At 62.1% G+C, this 23959-nt stretch carries 21 protein-coding genes; 16 read left to right on the forward strand and 5 right to left on the reverse strand.

Annotation, left to right across the window (positions count from 1 at the left end):
* Nucleotides 1–39: 39 nt before the first annotated feature.
* Nucleotides 40–1098: an aminoglycoside phosphotransferase family protein gene (locus tag GJA_RS01790; RefSeq protein WP_038488128.1), complete on the reverse strand. Its 1059-nt coding sequence runs from the start codon at nt 1096–1098 to the stop codon at nt 40–42.
* 98 nt (nt 1099–1196) lie between these two features.
* On the opposite strand from GJA_RS01790, the gene GJA_RS01795 reads away from it, so the two are divergent.
* From GJA_RS01795 to rsmA, 4 genes are all read left to right on the forward strand, one after another.
* Nucleotides 1197–3467: an LPS-assembly protein LptD gene (locus GJA_RS01795; protein WP_038488130.1), complete on the forward strand. Its 2271-nt coding sequence runs from the start codon at nt 1197–1199 to the stop codon at nt 3465–3467.
* Between the two features lie 106 nt (nt 3468–3573).
* Entirely contained in the window at nt 3574–5028 is a 1455-nt protein-coding gene (locus tag GJA_RS01800; RefSeq protein WP_242404421.1) for a peptidylprolyl isomerase, read from the forward strand.
* Nucleotides 5029–5034: 6 nt separating this feature from the next.
* The gene (gene pdxA / locus GJA_RS01805; protein ID WP_242404422.1) at nt 5035–6114 is read left to right on the forward strand and encodes a 4-hydroxythreonine-4-phosphate dehydrogenase PdxA; all 1080 of its coding nucleotides are present in this window, start codon (nt 5035–5037) and stop codon (nt 6112–6114) included.
* Between the two features lie 42 nt (nt 6115–6156).
* Entirely contained in the window at nt 6157–6933 is a 777-nt protein-coding gene (gene rsmA, locus GJA_RS01810; protein WP_038488136.1) for a 16S rRNA (adenine(1518)-N(6)/adenine(1519)-N(6))-dimethyltransferase RsmA, read from the forward strand.
* 1 nt (nt 6934) lies between these two features.
* Here rsmA and GJA_RS01815 read toward each other — a convergent pair whose 3' ends face one another.
* Entirely contained in the window at nt 6935–7852 is a 918-nt protein-coding gene (locus GJA_RS01815; protein ID WP_038488139.1) for a LysR family transcriptional regulator, read from the reverse strand.
* Between the two features lie 224 nt (nt 7853–8076).
* On the opposite strand from GJA_RS01815, the gene GJA_RS01820 reads away from it, so the two are divergent.
* From GJA_RS01820 to GJA_RS01850, 7 genes are all read left to right on the forward strand, one after another.
* Nucleotides 8077–9189 carry a porin gene (locus tag GJA_RS01820; RefSeq protein ID WP_038498361.1) on the forward strand — a complete coding sequence of 371 codons (1113 nt, stop codon included), beginning with the start codon at nt 8077–8079 and terminating at the stop codon, nt 9187–9189.
* A 51-nt stretch (nt 9190–9240) separates the two neighbouring features.
* Nucleotides 9241–10266: an ABC transporter substrate-binding protein gene (locus GJA_RS01825; protein ID WP_038488142.1), complete on the forward strand. Its 1026-nt coding sequence runs from the start codon at nt 9241–9243 to the stop codon at nt 10264–10266.
* Nucleotides 10267–10369: 103 nt separating this feature from the next.
* Nucleotides 10370–11212, forward strand: a complete 843-nt coding sequence (locus GJA_RS01830; protein WP_038488145.1) for an ABC transporter permease — start codon at nt 10370–10372, stop codon at nt 11210–11212.
* Nucleotides 11209–11988 carry an ABC transporter permease gene (locus GJA_RS01835; protein WP_038488147.1) on the forward strand — a complete coding sequence of 260 codons (780 nt, stop codon included), beginning with the start codon at nt 11209–11211 and terminating at the stop codon, nt 11986–11988. The genes GJA_RS01830 and GJA_RS01835 overlap by 4 nt, the downstream gene beginning before the upstream one ends.
* A gap of 7 nt (nt 11989–11995) precedes the next feature.
* Entirely contained in the window at nt 11996–13027 is a 1032-nt protein-coding gene (locus GJA_RS01840) for an ABC transporter ATP-binding protein (protein ID WP_038488150.1), read from the forward strand.
* A gap of 32 nt (nt 13028–13059) precedes the next feature.
* Nucleotides 13060–14004 (forward strand): nucleoside hydrolase, encoded by a 945-nt coding sequence (locus GJA_RS01845; protein ID WP_242404423.1) that lies wholly within the window; start codon nt 13060–13062, stop codon nt 14002–14004.
* A 49-nt stretch (nt 14005–14053) separates the two neighbouring features.
* Nucleotides 14054–15127 (forward strand): adenosine deaminase family protein, encoded by a 1074-nt coding sequence (locus GJA_RS01850; RefSeq protein WP_038488153.1) that lies wholly within the window; start codon nt 14054–14056, stop codon nt 15125–15127.
* A 157-nt stretch (nt 15128–15284) separates the two neighbouring features.
* Here GJA_RS01850 and GJA_RS01855 read toward each other — a convergent pair whose 3' ends face one another.
* The gene (locus GJA_RS01855; protein ID WP_038488157.1) at nt 15285–16658 is read right to left on the reverse strand and encodes a short-chain fatty acyl-CoA regulator family protein; all 1374 of its coding nucleotides are present in this window, start codon (nt 16656–16658) and stop codon (nt 15285–15287) included.
* 174 nt (nt 16659–16832) lie between these two features.
* On the opposite strand from GJA_RS01855, the gene GJA_RS01860 reads away from it, so the two are divergent.
* From GJA_RS01860 to mmsB, 5 genes are read left to right on the forward strand one after another with little or no spacing between them, the layout of a single operon-like run.
* Nucleotides 16833–18347, forward strand: a complete 1515-nt coding sequence (locus tag GJA_RS01860) for a CoA-acylating methylmalonate-semialdehyde dehydrogenase (RefSeq protein WP_038488159.1) — start codon at nt 16833–16835, stop codon at nt 18345–18347.
* A gap of 30 nt (nt 18348–18377) precedes the next feature.
* Nucleotides 18378–19538 (forward strand): acyl-CoA dehydrogenase family protein, encoded by a 1161-nt coding sequence (locus GJA_RS01865; protein ID WP_038488161.1) that lies wholly within the window; start codon nt 18378–18380, stop codon nt 19536–19538.
* A complete protein-coding gene (locus tag GJA_RS01870; protein WP_038488162.1) occupies nt 19535–20320 on the forward strand; it encodes an enoyl-CoA hydratase in 786 nt (261 codons plus the stop codon). The genes GJA_RS01865 and GJA_RS01870 overlap by 4 nt, the downstream gene beginning before the upstream one ends.
* Entirely contained in the window at nt 20313–21425 is a 1113-nt protein-coding gene (locus GJA_RS01875; protein WP_051780148.1) for an enoyl-CoA hydratase/isomerase family protein, read from the forward strand. Before GJA_RS01870 ends, GJA_RS01875 begins: the two co-directional genes overlap by 8 nt.
* Before the next feature lie 23 nt (nt 21426–21448).
* The gene (gene mmsB, locus GJA_RS01880) at nt 21449–22363 is read left to right on the forward strand and encodes a 3-hydroxyisobutyrate dehydrogenase (RefSeq protein ID WP_038488163.1); all 915 of its coding nucleotides are present in this window, start codon (nt 21449–21451) and stop codon (nt 22361–22363) included.
* Between the two features lie 187 nt (nt 22364–22550).
* Here the strand turns inward: mmsB and GJA_RS01885 are convergent, their stop codons facing one another.
* Together GJA_RS01885 and GJA_RS01890 are read right to left on the reverse strand one after the other, a co-directional pair.
* Nucleotides 22551–23159: a hypothetical protein gene (locus GJA_RS01885; protein WP_038488164.1), complete on the reverse strand. Its 609-nt coding sequence runs from the start codon at nt 23157–23159 to the stop codon at nt 22551–22553.
* 91 nt (nt 23160–23250) lie between these two features.
* Nucleotides 23251–23829: a hypothetical protein gene (locus GJA_RS01890; RefSeq protein WP_051780150.1), complete on the reverse strand. Its 579-nt coding sequence runs from the start codon at nt 23827–23829 to the stop codon at nt 23251–23253.
* Nucleotides 23830–23959 lie beyond the last annotated feature (130 nt).

A 23959-nucleotide genomic window follows, 5' to 3' on the forward strand; every position in this document is an offset into this window, starting at 1 on the left:
CAGGATGCGGGGCGCGCCGCCCCGCATAGGCGAAAGAAATCAGAAGGTGTAGCCGACTTGCGGCGCCTTGTTTTCCAGCGCATCGAGCAAGCGTACCAGAGGTTTCAGTTCGATGTAGCGGTTGGCGGTCTTGCGTACGTAGTCGAGCACGGTCGGCAAGTCGCCCATGTAGACATCCTTGCCGTCGCGGTAATTCAGGCGCGCGAACAGGCCGAGGATTTTCAGGTGGCGTTGCAGCGCCATGAATTCGAAGTCGCGGTAAAACGCATCGATGTCCGGATTGACCGGCAAACCGAGTTTCTTGGCTTGTTGCCAATAACGGATTACCCAGTCGAGCACCATTTCTTCATCCCATTGGATATACGCGTCGCGCAGCAGCGAGGCGAGGTCGTAGGTGACCGGGCCGAAGACCGCATCCTGGAAGTCGATGATGCCGGGATTGCCTTCGTCCATCCACATCAGGTTGCGCGAATGGTAGTCGCGGTGCATGAATACTTGCTGCTGGGCCAGCACATTGGCGGTGATCGCTTCGAACACGGCATTCAGCTGGATGGCCTGGGCGTCGGTCAGGCTGGCGCCCAGGTGCTTGCCGATAAACCATTCCGGGAACAGATTCATTTCGCGCAAGATGAAGGCGCGGTCGAATGCCGGCAACAGACCGGGCTGGCTGGCCAGCTGGATTTTCATCAGCGCGTCCAGCGCCTCGGCGTACAGCACGCTGGCGTTGTCGTGGTCCAGCACTTGCAGGTACGTGCTGGTGCCGAGGTCGGACAGCAGCAAAAAGCCGTTGGCGACATCTTCGGCAATAATTTCCGGCACCGATACGCCGACGCTTTTCAGCAAACCGGCGACCTGGATAAAGGCCGGCACATTTTCACGTTCCGGCGGCGCATCGACGGCGATCAGGGTCGCACCGTGCAATTCTTGCGAAGATGGCAAGACGTCGACGCGGAAGTAGCGGCGGAAGCTGGCGTCGCTGGACGCCGGGCGGGCCGAGCCGATGGCCACCAGGTTAAGCGAGCTCAACCATGCGTTCAACAGGGCCAGGCGGGTATCGGAACCTGCCGCCGTAGCAGGGGAATTAGGGGGAGTGGACATTTAACGGCCTGTGGAATCGGGTTGATGTTGAAGATTCCCATATAATAAGGGATTGAAATCAAAAAATCGCCTGTTATGGTGTTTCACTCCGACTTTTCATGAGCTGGTTTACGGCCCCCCCCAAAACGCAGCGCTGGGCTTTTGCCTTCAGCGCGCTCGTCACCGCCACCGCGGTGCCTATCCACGCCCAGGCGCAGCAGAGAGCCAAGTCGTCGGCTGCCAAGCCGGTCCATGTCGTCGACGAGAATGCCCCGACCGTATTGCAGGCCGAGGAAATTACCGGCCGTCCCGAGCGTGAACTGAACTTGACGGAAAACGCCGAGGTGACGCGCGACAAGACCCGTTTGACGTCGGACACGGCGTGCTACAAGCAGGTCGAGGATCAAGTCGATGCCGACGGCAATGTGAAAATGTGGCGCTTCGGCGACCATTACACCGGCGACACGCTGAAACTGAATATGGACACCGGCAAGGGCTACTTGCTCAAGCCAACCTACAAGATGGAAGTGGGCAATGGCCAGGGCCATGCCGACCGCGTCGATTTCATCAGCCAGGAAGAGGCGCAAGTCGTCAACGGTACTTACAGCACGTGCGAGGGGCCGAATCCGGACTGGTATCTGCGCTCCAGCACGCTGGACCTGGATACCGGACGCGATGTCGGCACCGGCAAGAATACCATCATTTATTTCAAGGGCGTACCCATCCTCGGCACGCCGGCGATCTCGTTTTCGCTGTCGGGCGCGCGCCGTTCCGGCTGGCTGGCGCCGACCCCGGGTTTTGCGTCGAAGAACGGTTTTGAACTGACGGTACCGTATTACTTCAATATCGCGCCGAACCGCGATTTGACCATCTTGCCGCACTATATACAGCGGCGCGGCTTGCAGTTGGGCGCGGATGCTCGTTATCTCGGAGAAACTTCCGCCGGCTTGTACCGGGGCGAAACGTATGTCGAGTTCTTGCCCAACGATAAACTGACCCAGACCAACCGCTATCTGATCAAGTCGAACCATTTGCAGGACCTGGCCCCGGGCTGGACCTACTCGTGGGATATCAATACCGCGTCGGATAATAATTACCCCAACGATTTCTCGAAGAACGTGGCCGGCAGCGCCGAGCGCCAGTTGCTGCGCGAATTGCGCAGCGAATACCGCACCGAAAACTGGAGCCTGACGGTACGCGCGCAAAACTATCAGGTGTTGCAAGATCCCGCCGCGGCGGAAGATCCCAACCTGAGGGTGACGCGCCCGTACGACCGTTTGCCGTCGGTCAATTTCCATGCCGGACAATTCGATGCGTTCGGCGGCTTCGACTGGTCGTTCGACAGCGAACTGACGCGTTTCTGGCATCCTGAGTCTGTGCGCGGCAATCGCCTGGTGGCGGTGCCGCAAGTGTCGTATCCGATCATCCGCCCCGGTTATTTCATCACGCCGAAAGTGATGCTGAGCGCCAGCGCCTACCAGCTCGATTACCACGGCATCGACGGCAGCGCCGGCAAGCCGACGTCGCCGAGCAGCGCGATACCGACCGTGTCGCTGGACAGCGGCCTGGTGTTCGAACGGCCGAGCACGATCTTTGGCGGCGTGGGCGGCACGCAAACGCTGGAACCGCGTTTATTCTATGTCTACACGCCATACCGCGACCAAAGTACTCAGCCGAACTTCGACACCGCCGACGCCGGCTTTAACCTGACCCAGATTTTCAGTGAAAACCGTTTCATCGGCAGCGACCGTATCGGCGATGCCAACCAGGTCACTGCGGCGCTGGTGTCGCGTTTCTTGCAGCAAGACGGCGTCGAGCGCCTGCGCCTGACCTTTGGCCAGCGTTTTTATTTCAACCAGCAGCGTGTGCAATTGGGCGATGGCCCACCGCCGGATAGCGTCACGCATTCGGATATCTTGCTGGCCGCCACAGGCAAGGTCTCCGAAACCTGGACCGTGGACAGCCTGGTTCAGTACAATGCCAGCGATAGCCGCTTGATGAACGGAACCCTGACGACGCAGTATCAGCCTGCGCCGAAGAAAGTATTAAACTTCAGTTACCGTTATCTGCGCGACAGTTTCAAGAATATTGAAGTGTCGTCGCAATGGCCATTGTCGAACCGCCTGTACGGCGTCGGCCGGGTCAGTTATTCGGTGCTCGACAAGCGTTTGCTGGAAAGCCTGGTCGCACTCGAATACAAGGGCGATTGCTGGGTGTTCCGGATGGGTGCGCAACGTTTCGTGACGTCCGCAAAAACCGTTTCGACGCCAATCTTTTTCCAATTGGAATTGAATGGCTTGTCCAGCAACTTGGGTGTCGGCGCCAATGGATTGGAAACTTTCAGTAAAACCGTCCCTGGTTATCAGCCATTGAACCCGCCTATCCGTTAAGATCTGGCCTGTCGGCGCGCGCCGTCTGTTTGACGGTGCTGCGCCGCGGCGGTTTTTTTATTCACTTGAACTCATGAGCGCTCTACACATTATGCGGAATGCCAGTATGCACCAACTTAAAATTGCAGCGGTCTTGCTGTGCGCCCTGTCCGGCGCGACAGCCACGAGTGTCTGGGCGCAAGATGCGCAAGCGGCGGCGCCGGCCGCCCCGACTGCGGCGCCTGTCAAGGCACCCGCTACGGCGCCCGCTACGGCGCCCGCTACGGCCGCCAGCGCTACCGCCGCGCCGGTCAAGGGTTTTACGCCGCCGGGTTCAAGCAATACCAAAACCATCGATTCCATCGTCGCCGTCGTCAATGACGACGTGATCACGCGCAACGAGCTGGATACCCGCGTCAAAACCGTGCAGCAGCGCATGAAGGAGAAAAACGTGCCGTTGCCGGAAATGGCGGACCTGAAGCGTCAATTGCTGGAACGCATGATCGTCGAAATGGCGCAAATGCAACTGGCCAAGGAAATGGGCGTGCGCGTCGATGACCAGACGCTGGACCGCGCGATTGGCCGTATTGCTGAACAGCAAAAACTGACGGTGCAGGATTTGCGTAACCAGATGGAAAAAGAAGGCACGACCTTTGCTGCTTTCCGTGAAGAAATTCGTAACGAAATCATCATGCAGCGCCTGCGCGAGCATGAAGTCGACGCCAAGATCCAGATTTCCGACGCCGAAGTGGACGATTTCCTGGCCGCTGAAAAAGCCGCCGCCAGCGAACAGGTGGAAATGAACCTGTCGCAAATCATGGTGCGCATCCCGGAAAACTCGACGCCCGAGCAAATCGCCGCGCGCCGCGCGCGCGCCGAAGAAGTGATGCGCCAATTGCGCACCGGCGCCGACTTCGCCAAGATGGCCGGCACCTATTCCGATGCCGGCGACGCACTGAAGGGCGGCGAAATCGGCTGGCGCAATAGCGACCGCCTGCCGCCGCTGTTCGCCGAAGCGCTGGGCAAGCTGAAGCCGGGCCAGGTCACGCCGATTATCAAAAGCACCACCGGTTTCCATATCCTGAAACTGGTCGATCGGCGCACCGCGGCCGACGCCCAGGCCGCCGCCGCCGTGCAGCAAACCCATGCGCGCCACATCCTGATCAAGGTCACGCCGACCATGACGGCGTATGACGCCAAGCGCAAGCTGGTCGACTTGAAAGAGCGCCTCGATCACAAGGCCGCCACCTTTGAGGAATTGGCGCGGCTGTTCAGCAACGACGGCAGCGCCAGCAAGGGCGGCGACCTGGGCTGGCTGTATCCGGGCGATACCGTGCCGGAATTCGAGGCGGCGATGAATGCGCTGAAACCGGGCGAAGTCAGCGAACCGATCGAAAGCAGTTTCGGTTTCCACCTGATCCAGGTGCTGGAACGCAAGAGCGATGATGTATCGAAAGAGAAACAGCGTAATGCGGCGCGCAATGCGATCCGCGACCGCAAGCTGGAAGACGCGACCGAAGACTGGGCGCGCCAGGTGCGCGACCGCGCCTACGTCGAATTCCGCAACGATGACAGCAAGTAATTTGCCATGACGAGCGTGTCGTATCCGGTCATGCGGGCCGCAGTGCGCCCGGTGGTGGCGATCACCTGCGGTGAGCCGGCCGGCATCGGTCCGGAAATTTCGATCCGCGCCGCCTGGGCCATGCGCGATGAAGTCAATTGCGTATTACTCGGCGACGCCGCCTTGCTGGCGCTGACGGCCAGCCTGATCGATCCCGGGATCCGGCTGGCGGCGTTGTCGCTGCAAGCGGTGCGCAACGGCGGCTTGCCGCATTTCGGCCCGCAGCGCATCGCCGTGGTCGATATCCCGACTTCGACCAACGTGATTCCCGGTCTGCTGGACAAGGAAAACGGCCGCGCCGTGCTGGCCACGCTGGATGCCGCGATCGAAGGCATCCAGGCTGGCTGGTTCAGCGCGATGGTCACCGCGCCATTGCAAAAAAGCACCATCAACGATGCCGGCGTGGCTTTTTCGGGCCATACCGAATACCTGGCCGAAAAAACCGGCACGCAACAGGTGGTGATGATGCTGGCCGGCCAGCCCGGCTATGGCGCGCCGTATCTGCGGGTGGCGCTGGCGACCACCCACTTGGCGCTGAAAGACGTGCCGGCCGCGATTACCCAGAACAGCCTGGCGACCACGCTCGATATCATTCACCACGATTTGCAGACCAAGTTCGGCATCGCCGCACCACGCATCCTGGTCACCGGCCTGAACCCGCATGCGGGCGAGGGCGGTTACCTGGGACGCGAAGAAATCGATGTCATCATCCCGGCGCTGGACGCGGCGCGCGCGCGCGGCATCGATGCGCGCGGCCCCTATCCGGCCGACACCCTGTTCCAGCCAAAATACCTGGCCGATGCCGATTGCGTGCTGGCCATGTACCACGACCAGGGCTTGCCGGTCTTGAAGCACGCCACCTTCGGCAACGGCATCAACGTCACGCTCGGCTTGCCGCTGATACGCACCTCGGTCGATCACGGCACCGCACTCGACCTGGCCGCCCAAGGGCTGGGCCTGGCCGACTGTTCCAGCATGGAGGCGGCGATCCGGGCCGCGCTCGACATGGTGCTGGCCAGCCAGGCCCCGGCCACCCGCGCAGGCTGATACCCCGCCTGCGTTTCACCGCATACACCAGAAGAACCTCTTATGAAACACATTGCCCGCAAACGCTTCGGCCAGAACTTCCTGCATGACCGCTTCGTACTCGACGACATTACCGCCGCCATCGCGCCGCTACAAGATGACAGCATGGTCGAGATCGGCCCTGGCCTGGGCGCGATGACCGAACAATTGCTCCGGCATGTGAACCGGATGCACGTGGTGGAGCTGGACCGCGACTTGATCGTGCGCCTGGAAAAAGCGTTCAATCCGGCCAAGCTGACGATTCATTCCGGCGATGCGCTGAAATTCGATTTTGCGCAACTCCCGGTGGCCGCAGGCAAGAAGCTGCGCATCGTCGGCAATTTGCCGTACAACATTTCCAGTCCGCTACTCTTCCATCTGGCAACGTTTGCGCCGCTGGTGCAAGACCAGCATTTCATGTTGCAAAAGGAAGTCGTCGAACGCATGGTCGCCGAGCCTGGCAGCAAGGCTTACGGCCGTTTGTCGGTGATGCTGCAATGGCGTTATGACATGTCGCTGCTGTTCATCGTGCCGCCGACCGCCTTCGATCCGCCGCCGAAAGTCGAATCGGCGATCGTGCGCATGATTCCGGTCGCCGAACGTTTGCCATGCGACCAGGAAACCTTGGAGGCGGTGGTGCTGAAAGCGTTTTCGCAACGCCGCAAGGTGATCCGCAATTGCCTGGCAGGCATGTTCACCGAGCAGCAAATTATCGCGGCCGGCATCGATCCGACCATGCGCCCGGAAACCGTCGGCCTGGAGCAATACGTGGCGCTGGCGAACCTGTTGCAGCCCGTGTAGTTCAGTACCACTGATTGACGCGCTTCAAATCCTGGCGCAGCGCTGAAAAACAATGGTCGATATGCTGGTTGCGGCTGACCTCGTTACGCCGCATCAGCGCCACCTTGCGTTTCGAGGTCGGCGCGCGCAGCGGCGCCACGTGCAGCTCGCCGTCGCGCAAGAAGGTGGTGTACAGGCTGGGCATGATGCCGACCGCGATGCCTGCCCGCACCACGCCGTACAGCGATTCGCTGTGCAGCATGTGGTACAGGCTGGACGGCTTCAAGCCGTGCTGGTGCAGCGCATTCGATGCGAATTCCCAGATGCTGCCCTTGGTAAAGACGACGATCTCTTCGCCCGCCAATTGTTCCCAGCGCACCTCCTGCAGCACCGCCAGCCGGTGCAGCCGCGCCGTCACCAGCACCAGTTCATCCTCGAACAGGCTGACGCTTTCCAGCGCGACCGATCCCGGCACTTCAATGCCGACGCAAAAATCCAGCTGACCCGAATACAGCGCGTTCAGCAAGCCGTCGTTCGGCATGTCCGACAAGACGATCTCGACCGTGTCGCCATGCAGCTCGCTGTAGCGCGCCACGGCGGTCGCGGTCAGCGCCATCGCCGACGGAATCGCGCCGATCCGGATGCGGTGCCGGCCGCTGCCGATGGCGCGCTGGATGTCGGCAAAGGTGTTGCTGGCGGTATTCAACAAATGCGTCGCATAGTCGAGGGCAAGTTTTCCTTCGCGTGTCAACTCCAGTTGGTGCGTTGTGCGATTAAACAACTTATTACCAAGTTGATTTTCCAGTAATTTTATCGATGCGCTCAGCGCCGGCTGGGTCACGCACAATTCTTGTGCAGCCTTACTGAAGCTATTCACCCGGGAAAGTGTGACAAATGCTTGTAAATGGCGCAGGGAGATTTTTTTGGTGAGCTCGTGCATGTTTTGTTTATTAAAAAAAGTAATGGATTTATAAAAATAAACAAATTTTGTTATCCCGCAATTTACCATATTCTGAGCCCATCTCAGCTTGTCATGCAATTAACAGTTGTTGACCAGCGATGAACGCGGCGCCGACATCCTCGGCCGTATGCCGGTCATCAGATAAAGACAAGCGGATTAATCAATCTATTTTAATTTTGGACGGGGCGGCGATGAACAAGTTGATGACTGGAACGATGGTAGTGGGGGGCTTGCTGGCGCTGCAAAGCTCGGGCGCCGCGATGGCGCAAAGCAATGTGCAAGTCTACGGCCTGTTGTCGGCCGGTATCGGCTACACCTCGGATGAAAACGGCCATGCGCTGACGCACGCCCTGAGCGGCACCAACCAGAATCCGCGCATCGGCTTTCGCGGCCAGGAAGACCTGGGCGACGGCAACAAGGCGATCTTCGTCCTGGAAAACGGTTTCAACGTGATGACCGGCACCGCCTCGCAAAGCGGCCGCCTGTTCGGCCGCCAGTCGCTGGTCGGCCTCAGCAGCAACGACAAGGGGACGCTGACGCTGGGCCGCCAATATGAAGCGGTCAAGGATTACCTGGGTCCGGTGGTGATCGCCAGTAACGGCGTGCACATCGGCGACAACGACAATGGCTACAACAATCTGCGGGTACAGAACGCCGTCAAATATGTCAGCCCGAACCTGAAAAACTTTTCCTTCACCGGCCTGTACGGCTTCAGCGAAAACGCCGAGAACGACGTCCGCAACCGCGTCTACAGCTTGGGCGCCGGCTACAAGGTCGATGCGTTCAGCTGGGCGCTGGCGTATTCCAAACTCGAATATCCGAACAACCCGGCTGCGCCGAATGGCGCGATCGGCAACGATTACGCCAGTTCATTGCTGATTTTCGACAAGAGCGCGCTGAAAGGCGGCGCCGGCGTGCGCGACCAGGCCATCGCCGGCACCGGCGGTTTTTACAATGTCGGCCGTACCAAGTTCGGCATGTTGTATACCAATGTCCGCTATCACTATCTGGACCAAAGCAACCTGACGCTGCAAAACATCGACCTGAACGTCAACCACCGCATCACCGAAGCGCTGAACCTGGGCGCGTCCTACTTCTTTACCACCGGCAAATACGATGTGATCAACAAGGAGCCGAAATGGCACCAGGTCAATTTCCAGGCCGATTATTTCCTGTCCAAGCGCACTGACGTGGCCGTCACGTGGAGTTATCAGAAAGCCGCCGGCGATGCGACTTTCGCCCGCGTATTCGGTTTTGGCGCGTCGCAAGGGAAGACACAGAGCGTGGTCATCGTCGGCATGCGGCACTATTTCTAAGCGCCTATAATTTCCGTGGTAGCACTGATCCCCCACATCAAAGGAAGCATCTTGAAAAAAACGTTATTAGCGATGAGCCTAGGTCTCGGCATGTTGGCCGGCGCCGCCCACGCGGAAAAACGCGAACTGGTCATTTCGGCGTATCCGATCGCCCAGCCCCTGTTCATGAAATATGTCTACCAGCCATTCAAGGAAAAGTGCGGCTGCGAAATCAAGGTCGAGACCGGCAATAACGCCGACCGTATCGCCAAGCTGGACATGAACCGCAATAACCCGGTGATCGACCTGGTGCTGCTGTCCGATTCGGGCATGCTGGAAGCGGCCAGGAAAAACCTGGTCCAGCCGCTCGATTATTCGAAGCTGAAAAACTACAGCCAGTTGTACGATGTCGCGAAAAATCCGATCGGCGGCAACCTGGCGGTCGGCTACACGCTGTATTCGGTCGGCCTGGTGTACCGCACCGACAAGACCGCGCCGCTGGCGTCGTGGAAAGACCTGTGGCGCGCCGACTTGAAGGGCCGCGTCGCCTTCCCCGACGTCAGCACCACCCAGGGGCCGCTGATGCTGCACATGGCCGACCTGGCCTGGGGCGGCAAGACGCCGGACTACGCCACCGGTTTCCAGAAAATCGTCGCCATCAAGCCGAACGTGGTGACCTTCTCGAAAAACAGCGCCCAGCTGGCCGCGCTGTTCGCCCAGGATGAAATCTGGGCCGCGCCGGTGGCGCGTTTCACCTGGTCGCAAATGATGAAGACCGGCTTGCCGCTGCGCTGGAGCGTACCGGCCGAAGGCCAGGCCGCGGGCATGAACGTGATGGGCATCGTCGCCAAATCGAAGAATGCCGACCTGGCTTACCAGTTGATGGACTTCTGGCTGTCGAAGGACGTGCAAACCGCGCTGGCGACCAACCTGGTCGATTCGCCGGTCAACAAGGAAGTGCGTTTGTCGCCGGCCGCCGCGGAATTCAATACCTACGGCGCGGACCAGATCAAGTCGCTCAAATTCGTCAAGCCGGAATTGATCCTGCAGCAGCGTTCCGCCTGGATCGCGCAATGGAACAAGGCCATGAGCCAGTAGAGCGCCCGGCAAGACGTCCATGGCGGCGTTGCATTGCCTTGCCCTGAGCGTCTTGTCAGGCGCTCAGGGTGGCGGATTTTTTTGCATGGTTGAAGGGAGTGGCATGTTTGTTGATCAAAAAAAGCGCGCCGGCATGCTGCTGGTGCTGCCCGCGCTGATTTTTGTCGTGGTCTGTTTTTTGCTGCCGGTGCTGGCCTTGCTGGCCGAGGCGTTCCGCGTCGGCGACGGCGGCCTGCAATGGGGGCTGGACCGGTTTATCGCGTTCTTTTCACAAGACTATAACCGCACCATTTTCTGGCGCACGCTGCGCATCGCCGCGCTGGTCACGCTGGCCTCGGTGCTGCTCGGCTATCCGGCCGCGCAGGCGATCGCCAAGGTGTCGCCGCGCTGGCGCGGGCTGGTGGTCGGCATGATGATCCTGCCGCTGATGGTGTCGCCGATCGCGCGCACCTACGCATGGATCGTGCTGCTGGGCCGTAACGGTGCCGTCAACGCGGCGCTGGTCGGCATGGGTTTCACCGACGAGCCGCTGCGCATCCTGTTCACCGAATTCGCGGTCTTCGTCGGCTTGCTGCAATTGCTGCTGCCGCTGATGCTGATGTCGCTGGCCGGCGCGCTGGAAAACCTGCCGCGCGACGTCGGCCCGGCAGCCGCCACGCTGGGCGCCAGCCCGTGGCAGGTATTTTGCAAAGTCACCTTGCCGCTGACCCAGGAGGGCCTGGTGGTCGGCGGCACGCTGGTATTTACCGGCTGCGTCACCGCCTATGTCACGCCGGCGCTGCTGGGCGGCACCAAGGTGCTGATGCTGGAAACCCTGTTGTATCAAAAAGTCAGCGTGGAAAGCGATTTCGGCGCGGCCAACGTGATCGCGGTGATCCTGGTCGCCATGACGCTGCTGGTCAACGCCGCCTTGAAACGCATTTCGTCTAGCCGGAGTTCCGTATGAAACAAAGTCTGTTGTCGCGCCTGATGCTATGGCTGGTGTTCCTGTTCTTGCTGGGGCCGTTCGCCATCGTCGTGCTGGCCGGTTTCAGCGGCGGCGAGACGCTGGCCTTCCCGCCGCCGTCGTATTCGCTGCGCTGGATTGCCGAAGTGTGGGCCGCGCCGGAATTCCGCCGCGCGTTCCAGACCAGCCTGGAAATCGGCCTGATCGCCACCGTCGCCGCGCTGGCCCTGGGGATCCCGGTCGCGTATGCCTTTTCGCGCATGCCGCCGCCCGGCATCGGCGTGATCCGCCAGGTCTTGACGTCGCCGCTGATCATCCCGGCGATCCTGGTCGGCCTCGGCTTGCTGAATCACCTGGTGCTGACGATTAACGCGCCGGTCTACCTGGGCCTGCTGATCGGGCATACCGCGCTGCTGATCCCGTATGCGGTGCGGGTGGTGTACGCCAGCCTGGTCAACCTGCGGGTCGATATCGAGGACGCCGCCATCACGCTGGGCGCGTCGCGTCCGCGCACCTTCTTCATGATCGTGCTGCCGAATATCCGCAACGCCGTCATCGCGGCCTTTTTCCTCGCCTTCGTCACCTCGTTCAACCAGGTGCCGGTGTCGCTGTTCCTGACCGGCCCCGGCATCACGACTTTGCCGATCGAAATGCTGGGCCATATGGAAAACAGCTTCGACCCGTCGATCGCCGCCATCTCCACCTTGCTGGTCTTGTTCACCATGGCTTTCGTGATGGTGACCGAGAAGGTGCTGGGCATTTCAAAATACATGTAAGGACACCATGAGTTATCTGGAACTGCATAAGCTGACCCTCGGTTACGCCAAGAACACCACCTCCGTCAAAGACCTCGACCTGAACGTCGAGAAAGGCGAGCTGATTTCGCTGCTCGGCCCCAGCGGCTGCGGCAAGACCACCACCATGCGCGCGATCGCCGGCCTGATGCCGATGCAATCGGGCCGCATCGTGCTGGACGGCCGCGAGATCGGCAAGCTGGCGCCGAACAAGCGCAATATCGGCATGGTGTTCCAGTCGTACGCGCTGTTTCCCCATTTGAATGTGTTCGACAACGTCGCCTTCGGCCTGCGCCTGCGCAAGGTGCCGCAGCAAATCCTGCGCGGCAAGGTCGAGGCGGTCATCGCGGCGGTCGGCCTGAGCGGCTTTGAAACCCGCTTGCCGGCCCAGATGTCGGGCGGCCAGCAGCAGCGCGTGGCGCTGGCGCGCGCCATCGTGGTCGAGCCTGACTTACTGCTGCTCGACGAGCCGCTGTCGAACCTGGACGCCAAGCTGCGGGTGCAGATGCGCGCCGAATTGCGCCGCATCCAGCGCGAGCTGGGCATCACCATGCTGTACGTGACGCACGACCAGGAAGAAGCGCTGGCGCTGTCCGACCGCATCGTCGTCATGAATGGCGGCCGCATCGAACAGCTGGCCGTGCCCGAAGCTGTGTTCAATACGCCGGCCAGCCGTTTTGTGGCCAACTTCATGGGCTTTGAAAACCTGTTCGACTACCGCGACGGCGCGCTGCACCACGACGGCAGCAGCCTGCCCTACAGCGCCCCGGTGCTGCCTGGCACCAAGGTGCTGGGCTGGCGTCCGGACCGGGTGCTGGTGTGCGGGCTGGGCGATCCGGCCGGCCAGTACACCGGCGTGGTGGCGGCGCGCGGCTTCCTCGGCGACACCGTCGAATACCTGCTGCAAACCGCGATCGGCACCGTCAAGGGCATTTCCGCCGCCGGCGGCCCGGCCTGGCCGGAAGGCACCGAAGTGATGTTCGCGCTGCCGGCCAGCGGCGCCTTGTGTTTGACCGCCTGAACCGGCGCCACACCATCCGACAGGAGAATTCCATGGGCAAGACGCTGAAAAAAATATGGCTGGACACCGATCCCGGTTTCGACGATTGGCTGACCATGCTGCTGCTGGGCTCCAACCGCGACATCGAGTGGCTGGGCGTCAGCGTGGTGGCCGGCAATGCGCCGCTGGCCATCACGTACGACAATGCCGGACGCATCAAGGCGAATGACTTGCTGACGGTGCCGATCTATGCCGGCTGCGACCAGCCGCTCAGCGGCGCGATCGAGACCGCGCAATGCATCCTCGGCGACAGCGGCATGCCGACCACCGGCGCGACGCTGCCGCCGGCCGCCGCGATCGACGAGGGCCGCCACGCGGTCGATGCGCTGATCGACGCGGTGCGCAGCCATCCGGGCCAGATCACCTTGCTGGCGATCGCGCCGATGACCAACCTGGCCACCGCGCTGGCGCGCGCGCCCGACATCGCCGGCAAGATCGTCGAAATCGTCATGATGGGCGGCTCCAGCGACCAGGGCAACCACACCGCGGCGGCCGAGTTCAATATCTACGCCGATCCGGAAGCGGCCGACCAGGTGTTCCGCGCCGGCATACCGATGCGCATGTTCGGCCTGAACCTGTGCCGCCAGCTGCTGGTCACCGGCGCCCATGTCGGGCAGCTGCGCGCGCTGGGCACGCCGCGCGCGCTGCTGCTGGCCGGCTACCTGGAAGCGTATGTGCGCATCCGCAGCAGCGACGGTTCGGTGCCGATGCCGATGTACGACCCGGTGGTGGCGCTGTACCTGGAAGCGCCGGAATTGTTCCAGTTCCGCCCGGCGCATGTGGCGATCGAATTGAACGGCACGCTGACGCGCGGCATGACGGTATGCGAATTCCGCGTGCCGAAGCGCGCCGTCATCAACACCCAGGTGGCCGATATCGCCGACGGGCCGGCCGCGATCGCCTTGCTGATGCGCCGCCTGAGCGGCATCCTGGCTTGAGCCATTTACTTGATCCACTGACTAACGAAGCACTCACCAAGCGAGTTTCATGAGCACCCTAGCCGTCCCCGTCGCCACACCGTTAAGCGTTGAACAGTTCTTGCGCGCCATGCCCAAGCTGGAATTGCATTGCCATTTATTCGGCACGGTGCGACAGACGACCTTCCGGGACTTGGCGGCCAAGACCGGCGATATCGTCACGCCGGCCGAGATCGACGCTTTTTATACCCGCGGCGACAAGCCGGTCGGCGTGCTGCGGGTGTTGCGCGCGCTCGACGCGCACCTGATCGTGGCGCCGGACGACCTGCACCGCATCGCCTATGAATACCTGCAGGACGTGCACAGCCACGGCGTGCTGTATGCCGAGTTTTTCTGGAACCCGACCGGTACCGTGCGCGTGTCCGGCATCGGCTACAACGCGGCGCAGGACGCCATCGTCGCGGCGATCCGCGATGCGCAGCGCGACTTCGGCGTCATTGGCCGGCTGATCCCCAGCATCGACCGCGAAGCCAGCCCGGAAGAGGCGGTGCAGGTGGTCGAATGGATGAAGGCGCACCGCGCGCCGGAAGTGATCGGCATCGGCATCGATTACCGCGAAAACGAGCGGCCGCCGGAATTGTTCGCCGAAGCCTACCGCAGCGCGCGCGCCGCCGGTTTCAAATGCACCGCGCACGCCGGCGAATTCGGCATGCCGTGGAATAATGTGCAGACCGCCATCGACTTGCTGCAAGTGGACCGGGTCGACCACGGCTACACCATCGTCGACCGCCCCGAGCTGGCCCGGCGCTGCGTCGAACGCGGGCTGGTGTTCACGGTGGTGCCGACCAATTCCTATTATTTGCGCATGCTGGCGCCGGAGCGCTGGGCGCTCGACCATCCGATCCGGGCGATGGCGAAGCTGGGCTTGAAGCTGCACCCGAATACCGACGACCCGACGCTGCATCATGTGACGCCGACCGGCGCCTGGATGATGATGCGGCAATTCGGTTTCGGCCTGGACGACATGCGCGGCTTCATGCTGAACGGCCTCGATGGCGCATGGATCGACGACAGCACCCGGCGCGACTGGCGCGCCGATTTCAGCAGCCGCTTCGATGCGCTGCGCAGCCAGGTCGCCGACTAAGAGCCTATCCCAGTAGATGAATACGTCCCCTGCTGGCGCCCCTCAGCAGCGGGGACTGCGTTGATCGTCGTCGCGTGGCGGACCACGCTTGCTCCTCACGCCTGGTCCGCGCTCCCGATGCGCGGCCAGAACAAGACGCTCACTACCGGGATAGGCTCTAGGATTGAGCTTGTTCGCCGAGCAGCAGCAGCGACGGGAACGCCCGCTGCGGGCAGGCCGGCCGTTCGCACACCTTGCAGCCGGTGCCGATCGGCGTCGCGGCGGACGGGTCTTGCAGGTCGAGGCCCTTGGAATACACCAGCCGGTGCGCCTGCGAAATGTCGCAGCCGAGCGCCACCGCGAAGGTCTTGCCGGGCGCCCGGAATCCGGCCGGGGCGGTGCTGACCTGGCGCGCGACCCATAAATAGGTGCAGCCGTCCGGCATGCGCGCCACCTGCGTCAGCACCCTGGTCGGGTGGTTGAACGCTTCATACACGATCCACAGCGGACACGTGCCGCCGACCCGCGAAAAATGGAAGTCGGTGGCCGACTGTCGCTTCGATACATTGCCGGCCCGGTCGACCCGCACGAAAAAGAACGGCAAGCCGGCGGCGCCGGGGCGCTGCATGGTGCTGAGGCGGTGGCACACCGCTTCGAAACCGACGCCGAACTGGTGCGCCAGCCGTTCGATATCGTAGGCGCAGTTTTCCGCCGCCTGCAAGAAGCGCTGGTAGGGCATCAGCAGCGCGCCGGCGAAATAATTGGAGAACGCCAGCCGGGCGCTGCCGCGCGCCGCGTCGCCGGACAGGTTCGCGGCTTGCACCAGCGCATCGATCAGCGCGGCTTGCTCAAGCAGGCTGATCAGAGCCGCCATCTGGAACGCGCGCTGGCCGGCCGTCAGCGTATCGGGCAGCCACAGGATTTTTTGCGCGGCGTGGTAGCGGTGCTTGCGGGTCATGCCGGCATCGCTGTCGGTGTTTTGCACCGTCACGCCATGCACCGTGGCCAGCCGCAGCTGCAAGGCTTCGGCGCCGTCGCACGCTTGCGCCACCTGTTCGGCGGCCTGGTCCAGCTGGTCGATATAGTTTTGCCGGCGGTTCAGGTATTCGCGCACTTCTTCATCGGTCGACGGCGTCATCCAGTCGGTCCCGCGGCCGCCGTCGTCGAGCCGCGCGGCCAGCGTGTCGGCGCGTTCCGCCATGGCCCGGTAGCGCCGGTGCAGCAGCAGGATAGAACGGGCCAGCGACGGCATGTTTTCCACCAGCATTTTCAATTCAGCCATCGAGGTCGGTTCGGCGTCCGGCAATTCGCCGAACACGTCGCGCACGTCGGCGACCAGGCCGGCGCTGTCGTGTTCCGAAAAAATCTGCGGATCGACGCCGAGCACGCTGCCGATGCGCAGCAGGATCGGCACCGTCAGCGGGCGCTGGTTGCGCTCCATCTGGTTCAGATAGCTGGGCGAAATATCGAGCGCCTTGGCCAGCGCCACTTGCGTCATGCGGCGCTCTTCGCGCAGGCGTTGCAAGCGCACGCCCATGAATACCTTGGCCATGATTAATCTCCTGATGATCGAAAACAGCGGCTTGCGAATTTACAAAATTCGCAGATTAACAAGCTGTGCTTCGCATTATCTCGCATTTTCACGTCTTTACTGTGTTGCTCTTTGTGCGAATAATGCGAAAGAACCGTATCGATAGTTACGCAGCATCCACCGGAGACAGAAAACATGACAGCCCAGAATAGCCGCGCCATCCCGACCGTACCGTTATTGATCAATGGCGAGTGGGTCGAATCGAACAGCAAGATATGGCGCGACGTGGTCAACCCGGCCACCCAGGAAGTGCTGGCGCGGGTGCCGTTCGCCACCAGCGACGAAGTGGCGGCCGCGGTCGCCGCCGCGCACGGCGCCTTCAAGACGTGGCGCAAGACGCCGATCGGCACGCGCGCCCGGATTTTCCTGAAATTGCAGCAATTGATACGCGACAACATGGCCGAGCTGGCCGCGACGCTGACCGCCGAGCAGGGCAAGACCTTGCTGGACGCCGAGGGCGACCTGTTCCGCGGCCTGGAAGTGGTCGAGCACGCCGCCAATATCGGCACGCTGCAAATGGGCGAGTTCGCGCAAAACGTCGCCGGCGGCGTCGATACCTATAGCGTGATGCAGCCGCTGGGCGTGTGCGCCGGCATTACGCCCTTCAATTTCCCGGCCATGATACCGCTGTGGATGTTCCCGATGGCGATTGCTTGCGGCAATACCTTTGTGTTGAAACCGTCCGAGCAAGATCCGCTGGTGACCGAAAAACTGGTGCGGCTGGCCTTGCAGGCCGGCATTCCAGCCGGCGTGCTGAACCTGGTGCATGGCGGCGAAGACGTGGTCAACGCGCTGTGCGACCATCCCGACATCAAGGCGATTTCCTTTGTCGGCTCCAGCAAGGTCGGCACCCATGTCTACCAGCGCGCCAGCCTGAACGGCAAGCGGGCGCAATGCATGATGGGCGCCAAGAACCATGCGGTGGTGTTGCCGGATGCAAACAAGGAACAAACCCTGAACCAGTTGCTCGGCGCCGGTTTCGGCGCGGCCGGCCAGCGCTGCATGGCGGCGTCGGTGGCGGTGCTGGTCGGCGAGGCGCGCGACTGGCTGGCGGAATTGAGCGCCAAGGCGCAGACCTTGAAAGTCGGCGCCGGCAAGGATAATCCCGATCTCGGCCCGCTGATTTCCTGCGCCGCCAAGGAGCGCGTGTGCGGCTTGATCGCCAAGGGCGTCGAACAGGGCGCCGTGCTGACGCTGGATGGCCGCGGCGTCAAGGTTGAAGGCTATCCTGACGGTAACTTCGTCGGTCCGACCATCTTGTCCGGCGTCAAGCCCGGCATGGCCGTGTATGACCAGGAAATCTTTGGCCCGGTCTTGATCGTGGTCGAGGTCGATACGCTGGATCAAGCGATCGCCCTCGTCAACGCCAATCCGAACGGCAATGGCACGGCGCTGTTCACACAGAGCGGCGCGGCGGCGCGTTACTTCCAGGAAGAAATCGACGTCGGCCAGGTTGGCATCAACGTGCCGATCCCGGTGCCGGTGCCGCTGTTCAGCTTTACCGGTTCACGCGGCTCCAAGCTGGGCGACCTGGGGCCGTACGGCAAGCAAGTGGTGCTGTTTTACACGCAGACGCAAACGGTCACCCAGCGCTGGTTCGCCGACAGCGCGTCGGTCGGCAAGGTCAATACCACCATCAGCCTCAAGTAAGCGGCTTGAAACAAACGGCTGGAGAACATCATGGATTTTGCATTGACTGACGAGCAGCGCGCATTCCAGCAAGCCGCGCGCGACTTTGCCGCCGGCGAACTGGCGCCGCACGCGGCGCAGTGGGACGCCGCGTCCATCTTCCCGCGCGACACCATCGCCAGGGCTGGCGAGATGGGCTTTTGCGGCTTGTACACGCCGCAGCGCTGGGGCGGCCTCGGCTTGTCGCGGCTGGACGCGGCCATCGTGTTCGAGGAGCTGGCCGCCGGCTGCACCTCGACCACGGCCTATATCACGATCCACAATATGGTGACGTGGATGTTGTCGCGCTGGGGCAATCAAGCGCTCTGCGACGCGTGGGTGCCGTTGCTGGCCAGCGGACAAAAGCTGGGCAGTTATTGCCTGACAGAACCGCATGCCGGTTCCGACGCGGCTTCGCTGCGCACCAGGGCGAAAAAAGACGGCGACCATTATGTGCTCGACGGCGCCAAGGCCTTTATTTCAGGCGCCGGCCAGACCGACTTGCTGATCGTCATGGCGCGCACCGGCGCGGACGGCGCCGGCGGCATTTCAGCGTTTGCCGTGCCGGCCGATTTGCCGGGCATCGCGTATGGCAAGAAAGAAGAAAAGATGGGCTGGAATAGCCAGCCTACCCGCACCATCAATTTCGACCAGGTCCGGGTGCCCGCCATCAACTTGCTGGGCGCCGAGGGCGAGGGTTTTGCGATCGCGATGAAAGGACTGGATGGCGGGCGCATCAATATCGCCAGCTGTTCGGTCGGCACCGCCCAGGCGGCGCTGGAACGGGCCCAGGCTTATATGAAGGAACGCACCCAGTTCGGCCGCGAACTGGCGCAATTCCAGGCGCTGCAATTCAAGCTGGCCGACATGCTGACCGAACTGGTCGCGGCGCGCCAGATGGTGCGCCTGGCGGCCTGGAAACTCGATAGCGGCAGCCCGGACGCCAGCGCCTATTGCGCGATGGCCAAGCGCTTCGCCACCGACGCCGGCTTCATGGTCGCGAATGAGGCGCTGCAATTGCATGGCGGATATGGTTATATACGCGAGTACCCATTGGAACGCCATGTGCGCGACAACCGGGTCCATCAAATCCTGGAAGGGACCAATGAAATCATGCGCCTGATTATCGCCCGGGCGATCTTGAAGGACGGCGCCACCGAGACCTTACGATGACTAAAACCTATACCAATTTAATCCTGGAACGGCGCGAGCATACCGCCATCGTCACGCTGAACAATCCGCCGGCCCATACCTGGACGCTGGCCAGCCTGGCCTCGCTGGCCGGGCTGGTGGCCGACTTGAATGCCGACCCGGCAATCTATGCGCTGGTCATCACCGGCGACGGTCCCAAGTTTTTCTCGGCCGGCGCCGACTTGAACCTGTTTGCCGACGGCGACAAGGGCACGGCGGCCGAGATGGCGCAGACCTTTGGCCGCGCGTTTGAGGCGTTGTCGGCCTTCCGTGGCGTCAGCATCGCCGCCATCAACGGGTATGCGATGGGGGGCGGACTGGAATGCGCGCTGGCTTGCGATATCCGGATTGCCGAAGAGCATGCGCAGATGGCCTTGCCGGAAGCATCGGTCGGCTTGCTGCCCTGCGCCGGCGGCACGCAGAATTTGCCGTGGCTGGTCGGCGAAGGCTGGGCCAAGCGCATGATCTTGTGCGGCGAGCGGGTCGGCGCGGCGCAGGCGCTGACTATCGGCCTGGTCGAGGAAGTCGTGCCGGCAGGGCAGGGCTTGGCCAAGGCGCTGGCATTGGCGGCCAGGGTGGCGCGCCAAAGCCCGGGCAGCGTGACAGCCTGCAAGACGCTGATCCAGGGGGCGCGCAGCAATCCCTTGGCGCAATCGCTGCCGCTGGAGCGTGAATTGTTCGTCGGCCTGTTCGATACCCAGGATCAAAAAGAAGGCGTGTCGGCTTTCCTGGACAAACGCCAGGCGGAGTGGTCCAATGGCTGATACCGGCGACAACAATCTGACGGTGCGCATCGAACAGCGCGATTGTCCCGGCGGCATGAAGCTGGGTCTGATCACGCTCGACGCGCCCAAGTCGCTGCATGCGCTGACGCTGGACATGATACGCGCCATCGATGGCGCGCTGCTCAAGTGGGCCGACGATACGGCCATCGCCTGCGTGGTCTTGCAATCGAGCACAGACAAGGCGTTTTGCGCCGGCGGCGACGTGCGCAGCTTGCGCAACGCCATCGTCGCCGATCCGGCCCTTATGCCGAACCCGGACGCGCTGGCGTTCTTCAGCGAAGAATACCGGCTCGACCAGCGCATCCACGGGTACGCCAAGCCGGTGCTGGTATGGGGCGGCGGCATCGTCATGGGCGGCGGCCTCGGCTTGATGGCCGGCGCCAGCCACAAGGTAGTCACCGAAAGCACCCGCATCGCGATGCCGGAAATGAGCATCGGCCTGTTCCCGGATGTCGGCGGCAGCTGGTTCCTGGGCCGCATGCCGGGGCGCAGCGGCTTGTTCCTCGGCCTGACCGGCGCCGTCATGAATGCCGGCGATGCGCTGTTCAGCGGCTTGGGCGATTATTTCCTGCAACAGTCGGACCGCTCCATGCTGCTCGATGCGCTGGCGCTGACCCAGTGGCATGCCGATGCGGCGGTTAACCATGTCGCGCTGGACCGCTTGCTGCGCGGTTTCAGCGCACCGCCGGCGATGATGCCGGCCTCCGAAGTGGCGGCCAACTTCGAGGCGATCCAGGCGATGACGGTGTCGCGTTCCTTGGCCGACGTGCACGCCGCGATCAGTGCGTATGACGGGCCGTCGCCATGGCTGCAAACAGCGGCCAGGTCGCTGGCCGGCGGCGCTCCCGTATCGGCCGCGCTGGTATGGGAAATGCGCCGCCGTACCCGTCACATGAGCCTGGCTGAAGTGTTCCAGTTGGAATTGATTGTTGCGGTGCAATGTTGTGCACATCCGGATTTTGCCGAAGGCGTGCGTGCCTTGCTGATCGATAAGGATAACCGGCCGTGCTGGTTGCCGGCGACGTTGGCGGAAGTGAGCCAGGAGTATCTCGACGAGTATTTCCAGGCGCCCTGGGTAAATTAATCCAATCACAACGGAGAAAAGAGATGCAAAACATCGCCTTCATAGGCTTGGGCAATATGGGTGCGCCGATGGCGCGCAATTTGCTGGCCGCCGGTTTCAAGGTCAGCGTATTCGACCTGGCGCCGGCCGCCGTGGCCGCGCTGGCGCAGGCGGGCGCCACGGCGGCGGGGTCGGCCGCCGACGCGGTGCGCCAGGCCGATGCCGTGATCACCATGTTGCCAGCCAATCAGCACGTGCAAGACTTGTATCTGGCGGCTGGCGGTGTGCTCGATACGGCGGCGCCCGGGGCCTTGCTGATCGATTGCAGCACCATCGCCGCAGATGTCGCGCGGCAAGTATCCGACGCGGCGCAGGCGCGCGGTTTCGCGATGCTCGATGCGCCCGTGTCCGGCGGCACCGCCGGCGCGGCGGCCGGCACCTTGACGTTTATCGTCGGCGGCGCAGCGGAGGCGCTGGAGCGCGCGCGGCCGCTGCTGGAAAAAATGGGCAAGAATATTTTCCATGCGGGCGGCGCCGGCGCCGGCCAGGTGGCCAAGATTTGCAACAACATGTTGCTGGGTATCTTGATGGCGGGCACCGCGGAAGCGCTGAACCTGGGCGTGGCCCATGGCCTGGATCCGAAAGTGCTGTCCGACATCATGGCCAAGAGTTCCGGCCGCAACTGGACGCTGGAAGTGTATAACCCGTGGCCGGGCGTGATGGAGACGGCGCCCGCGTCGCGCAATTACAGCGGCGGTTTCGGCACCGCGCTGATGTTGAAAGATCTGGGCCTGGCCCAGCAATCGGCGTTGTCGGCCCATGCGGCGACGCCGCTGGGCGGTTTGACGCGGCAACTGTTCCAGATGCACCAGCAAAACGGCCATGGCCAGCTGGACTTTTCCAGCATCGTGCAACTGTTTCATCCAGTGATAGACCAGTCGTCCGGCAAGAAGCTTTAAAACAGGCAAAAAAAAGCCCGCTGGTGAAAGCGGGCTAAATCCAATTCTTGGAAGAGTTGGAGGAGACAGATGCATTATGCTGCGTTGCCGCATATAACACCAATTTATCTTTCACATACCAAATATAAGGCATGGTGATATCTTGCCTGTCTGATCCATTCCGGCGCCGTGCGCCGGAGGTGATTGATCATTTTGGCACGCAGGCGACGCCGACGTTGGTGACTGCCGCTTCACCCATGGTGCCGGTGCCGTTGGTGACGCTGCACGTCAGGCCTGGTGGCTGGGTCACCACGCCGACGCTGTAGAACGTGCCAAACGGTACCTTGTCGGCGAACGTGAAGGTAGTCGCGGCCGCCGCCGGCAAGACGGTGGTGGTATTACTGCCATTGCCCAGTTCCAGGCCGGCCACGGTCAGGCCGGTGATGGTGCCGCCCAGCGCATAGCTGTTTTGCACGCAGATAAAGGGAACCAGAATCGATGGGAATTGGCCGGCCGAACCCGACGCGGGGGAGGGCGGCGGGGTGACGCTGTTCAGATCCACGCCGCAGGTCATGTGCTGTGGCTGGGTCTGTACGACAATATTGTATTCCGTGCCATAGTCTATGCTTTTCGGGAAGGTGAACGAGGTGGCGCCGACCGGCAGCGATACCGTGTCGCCATTGTTGGCCATCACCAGGCCGGGATTGTTCAAATTGCGGATCGTACCGTTGACGCTGAACGATGCTTTACCGCCGCAAGCGCTCAGCGCCACGCTGATCAGCAGCGCCACCAGGGGGCGCAGGCAGGATAATTTCATGTATTTCTCCAGATATAAAAATGTAAGGGAGCAAGCGGTAAGGAAACAAGTACCGCCGGCGCCGCCGGGGCGCCGCGACAAGCCGCTGATATTATGGGGTGGTGCAACTTACTTGCAGGTTGTTGACGTTGGCCGAGCCCAGGCGGCCCACGCCATTGGCGATCGAGCAAGTCTGGCCGTCAGGCTGGTGCAGCACGGTGACGGTGTACGCGGAGCCGTCGCCGACAGTGCCGCCGAAAGTGAAGTTGGTGGCGTTGGCCGGCGGGCTGGTGGCATCTGCGCCATTGACCAGGATCAAACCGTTGGTGGTCAAGCCGGTAATGGTGCCGCCCAGGGTGTACTGGTCGGTCAGGCAACTGACGATCACCGTATTGACATTGAAATTGTTGGCCTTGCCTTGGCCATTGGTGACGGTGCATTTCGCGCCGGTCGGCTGTTGCTGGACCTGCACGTTGTAGGTGGCGTCGCTGCCGATCAGGTCGTTGAACACAAAGGTGGTGGCGCCGGAGGAGACCGTGACCGTTGACGCGCCGTTGGACAAGATCAAGCCGGTCTTGGCCAGGCCAGTGATGGCGCCACCCAGATACAGATTGCCGCTGCCGCCGCCACATGCCGCCAGGCTCAGTGCGCATGCCGCCGCCACGATCGGGCGCAGATACAAACTTTTCATAAATTCTCCAAAAACAGGTAAGGACGCGCAACGCCGACACTTGCGCAGTTTGATATACATTAACAATTGGCGTCTATTTTAGTCTATCTGGTTCGGCGATTGATCTCCTCTTGTATCTCCCTGTAACAAA

Origin of the sequence: Janthinobacterium agaricidamnosum NBRC 102515 = DSM 9628 (assembly GCF_000723165.1) — a bacterium.
GTDB lineage: Bacteria > Pseudomonadota > Gammaproteobacteria > Burkholderiales > Burkholderiaceae_D > Janthinobacterium > Janthinobacterium agaricidamnosum.

Coding starts and splice junctions, on each gene's coding strand:
- GJA_RS01800 (WP_242404421.1), top strand. CDS start 3,574: ATGCACCAACTTAAAATTGCAGCGGTCTTGCTGTGCGCCCTGTCCGGC.
- GJA_RS01860 (WP_038488159.1), top strand. CDS start 16,833: ATGACAGCCCAGAATAGCCGCGCCATCCCGACCGTACCGTTATTGATC.
- GJA_RS01865 (WP_038488161.1), top strand. CDS start 18,378: ATGGATTTTGCATTGACTGACGAGCAGCGCGCATTCCAGCAAGCCGCG.
- GJA_RS01850 (WP_038488153.1), top strand. CDS start 14,054: ATGAGCACCCTAGCCGTCCCCGTCGCCACACCGTTAAGCGTTGAACAG.
- GJA_RS01870 (WP_038488162.1), top strand. CDS start 19,535: ATGACTAAAACCTATACCAATTTAATCCTGGAACGGCGCGAGCATACC.
- pdxA (WP_242404422.1), top strand. CDS start 5,035: ATGACGAGCGTGTCGTATCCGGTCATGCGGGCCGCAGTGCGCCCGGTG.
- GJA_RS01855 (WP_038488157.1), bottom strand. CDS start 16,658: ATGGCCAAGGTATTCATGGGCGTGCGCTTGCAACGCCTGCGCGAAGAG.
- GJA_RS01875 (WP_051780148.1), top strand. CDS start 20,313: ATGGCTGATACCGGCGACAACAATCTGACGGTGCGCATCGAACAGCGC.
- GJA_RS01845 (WP_242404423.1), top strand. CDS start 13,060: ATGGGCAAGACGCTGAAAAAAATATGGCTGGACACCGATCCCGGTTTC.
- mmsB (WP_038488163.1), top strand. CDS start 21,449: ATGCAAAACATCGCCTTCATAGGCTTGGGCAATATGGGTGCGCCGATG.
- GJA_RS01815 (WP_038488139.1), bottom strand. CDS start 7,852: ATGCACGAGCTCACCAAAAAAATCTCCCTGCGCCATTTACAAGCATTT.
- rsmA (WP_038488136.1), top strand. CDS start 6,157: ATGAAACACATTGCCCGCAAACGCTTCGGCCAGAACTTCCTGCATGAC.
- GJA_RS01835 (WP_038488147.1), top strand. CDS start 11,209: ATGAAACAAAGTCTGTTGTCGCGCCTGATGCTATGGCTGGTGTTCCTG.
- GJA_RS01820 (WP_038498361.1), top strand. CDS start 8,077: ATGACTGGAACGATGGTAGTGGGGGGCTTGCTGGCGCTGCAAAGCTCG.
- GJA_RS01795 (WP_038488130.1), top strand. CDS start 1,197: ATGAGCTGGTTTACGGCCCCCCCCAAAACGCAGCGCTGGGCTTTTGCC.
- GJA_RS01840 (WP_038488150.1), top strand. CDS start 11,996: ATGAGTTATCTGGAACTGCATAAGCTGACCCTCGGTTACGCCAAGAAC.
- GJA_RS01830 (WP_038488145.1), top strand. CDS start 10,370: ATGTTTGTTGATCAAAAAAAGCGCGCCGGCATGCTGCTGGTGCTGCCC.
- GJA_RS01885 (WP_038488164.1), bottom strand. CDS start 23,159: ATGAAATTATCCTGCCTGCGCCCCCTGGTGGCGCTGCTGATCAGCGTG.
- GJA_RS01790 (WP_038488128.1), bottom strand. CDS start 1,098: ATGTCCACTCCCCCTAATTCCCCTGCTACGGCGGCAGGTTCCGATACC.
- GJA_RS01890 (WP_051780150.1), bottom strand. CDS start 23,829: ATGAAAAGTTTGTATCTGCGCCCGATCGTGGCGGCGGCATGCGCACTG.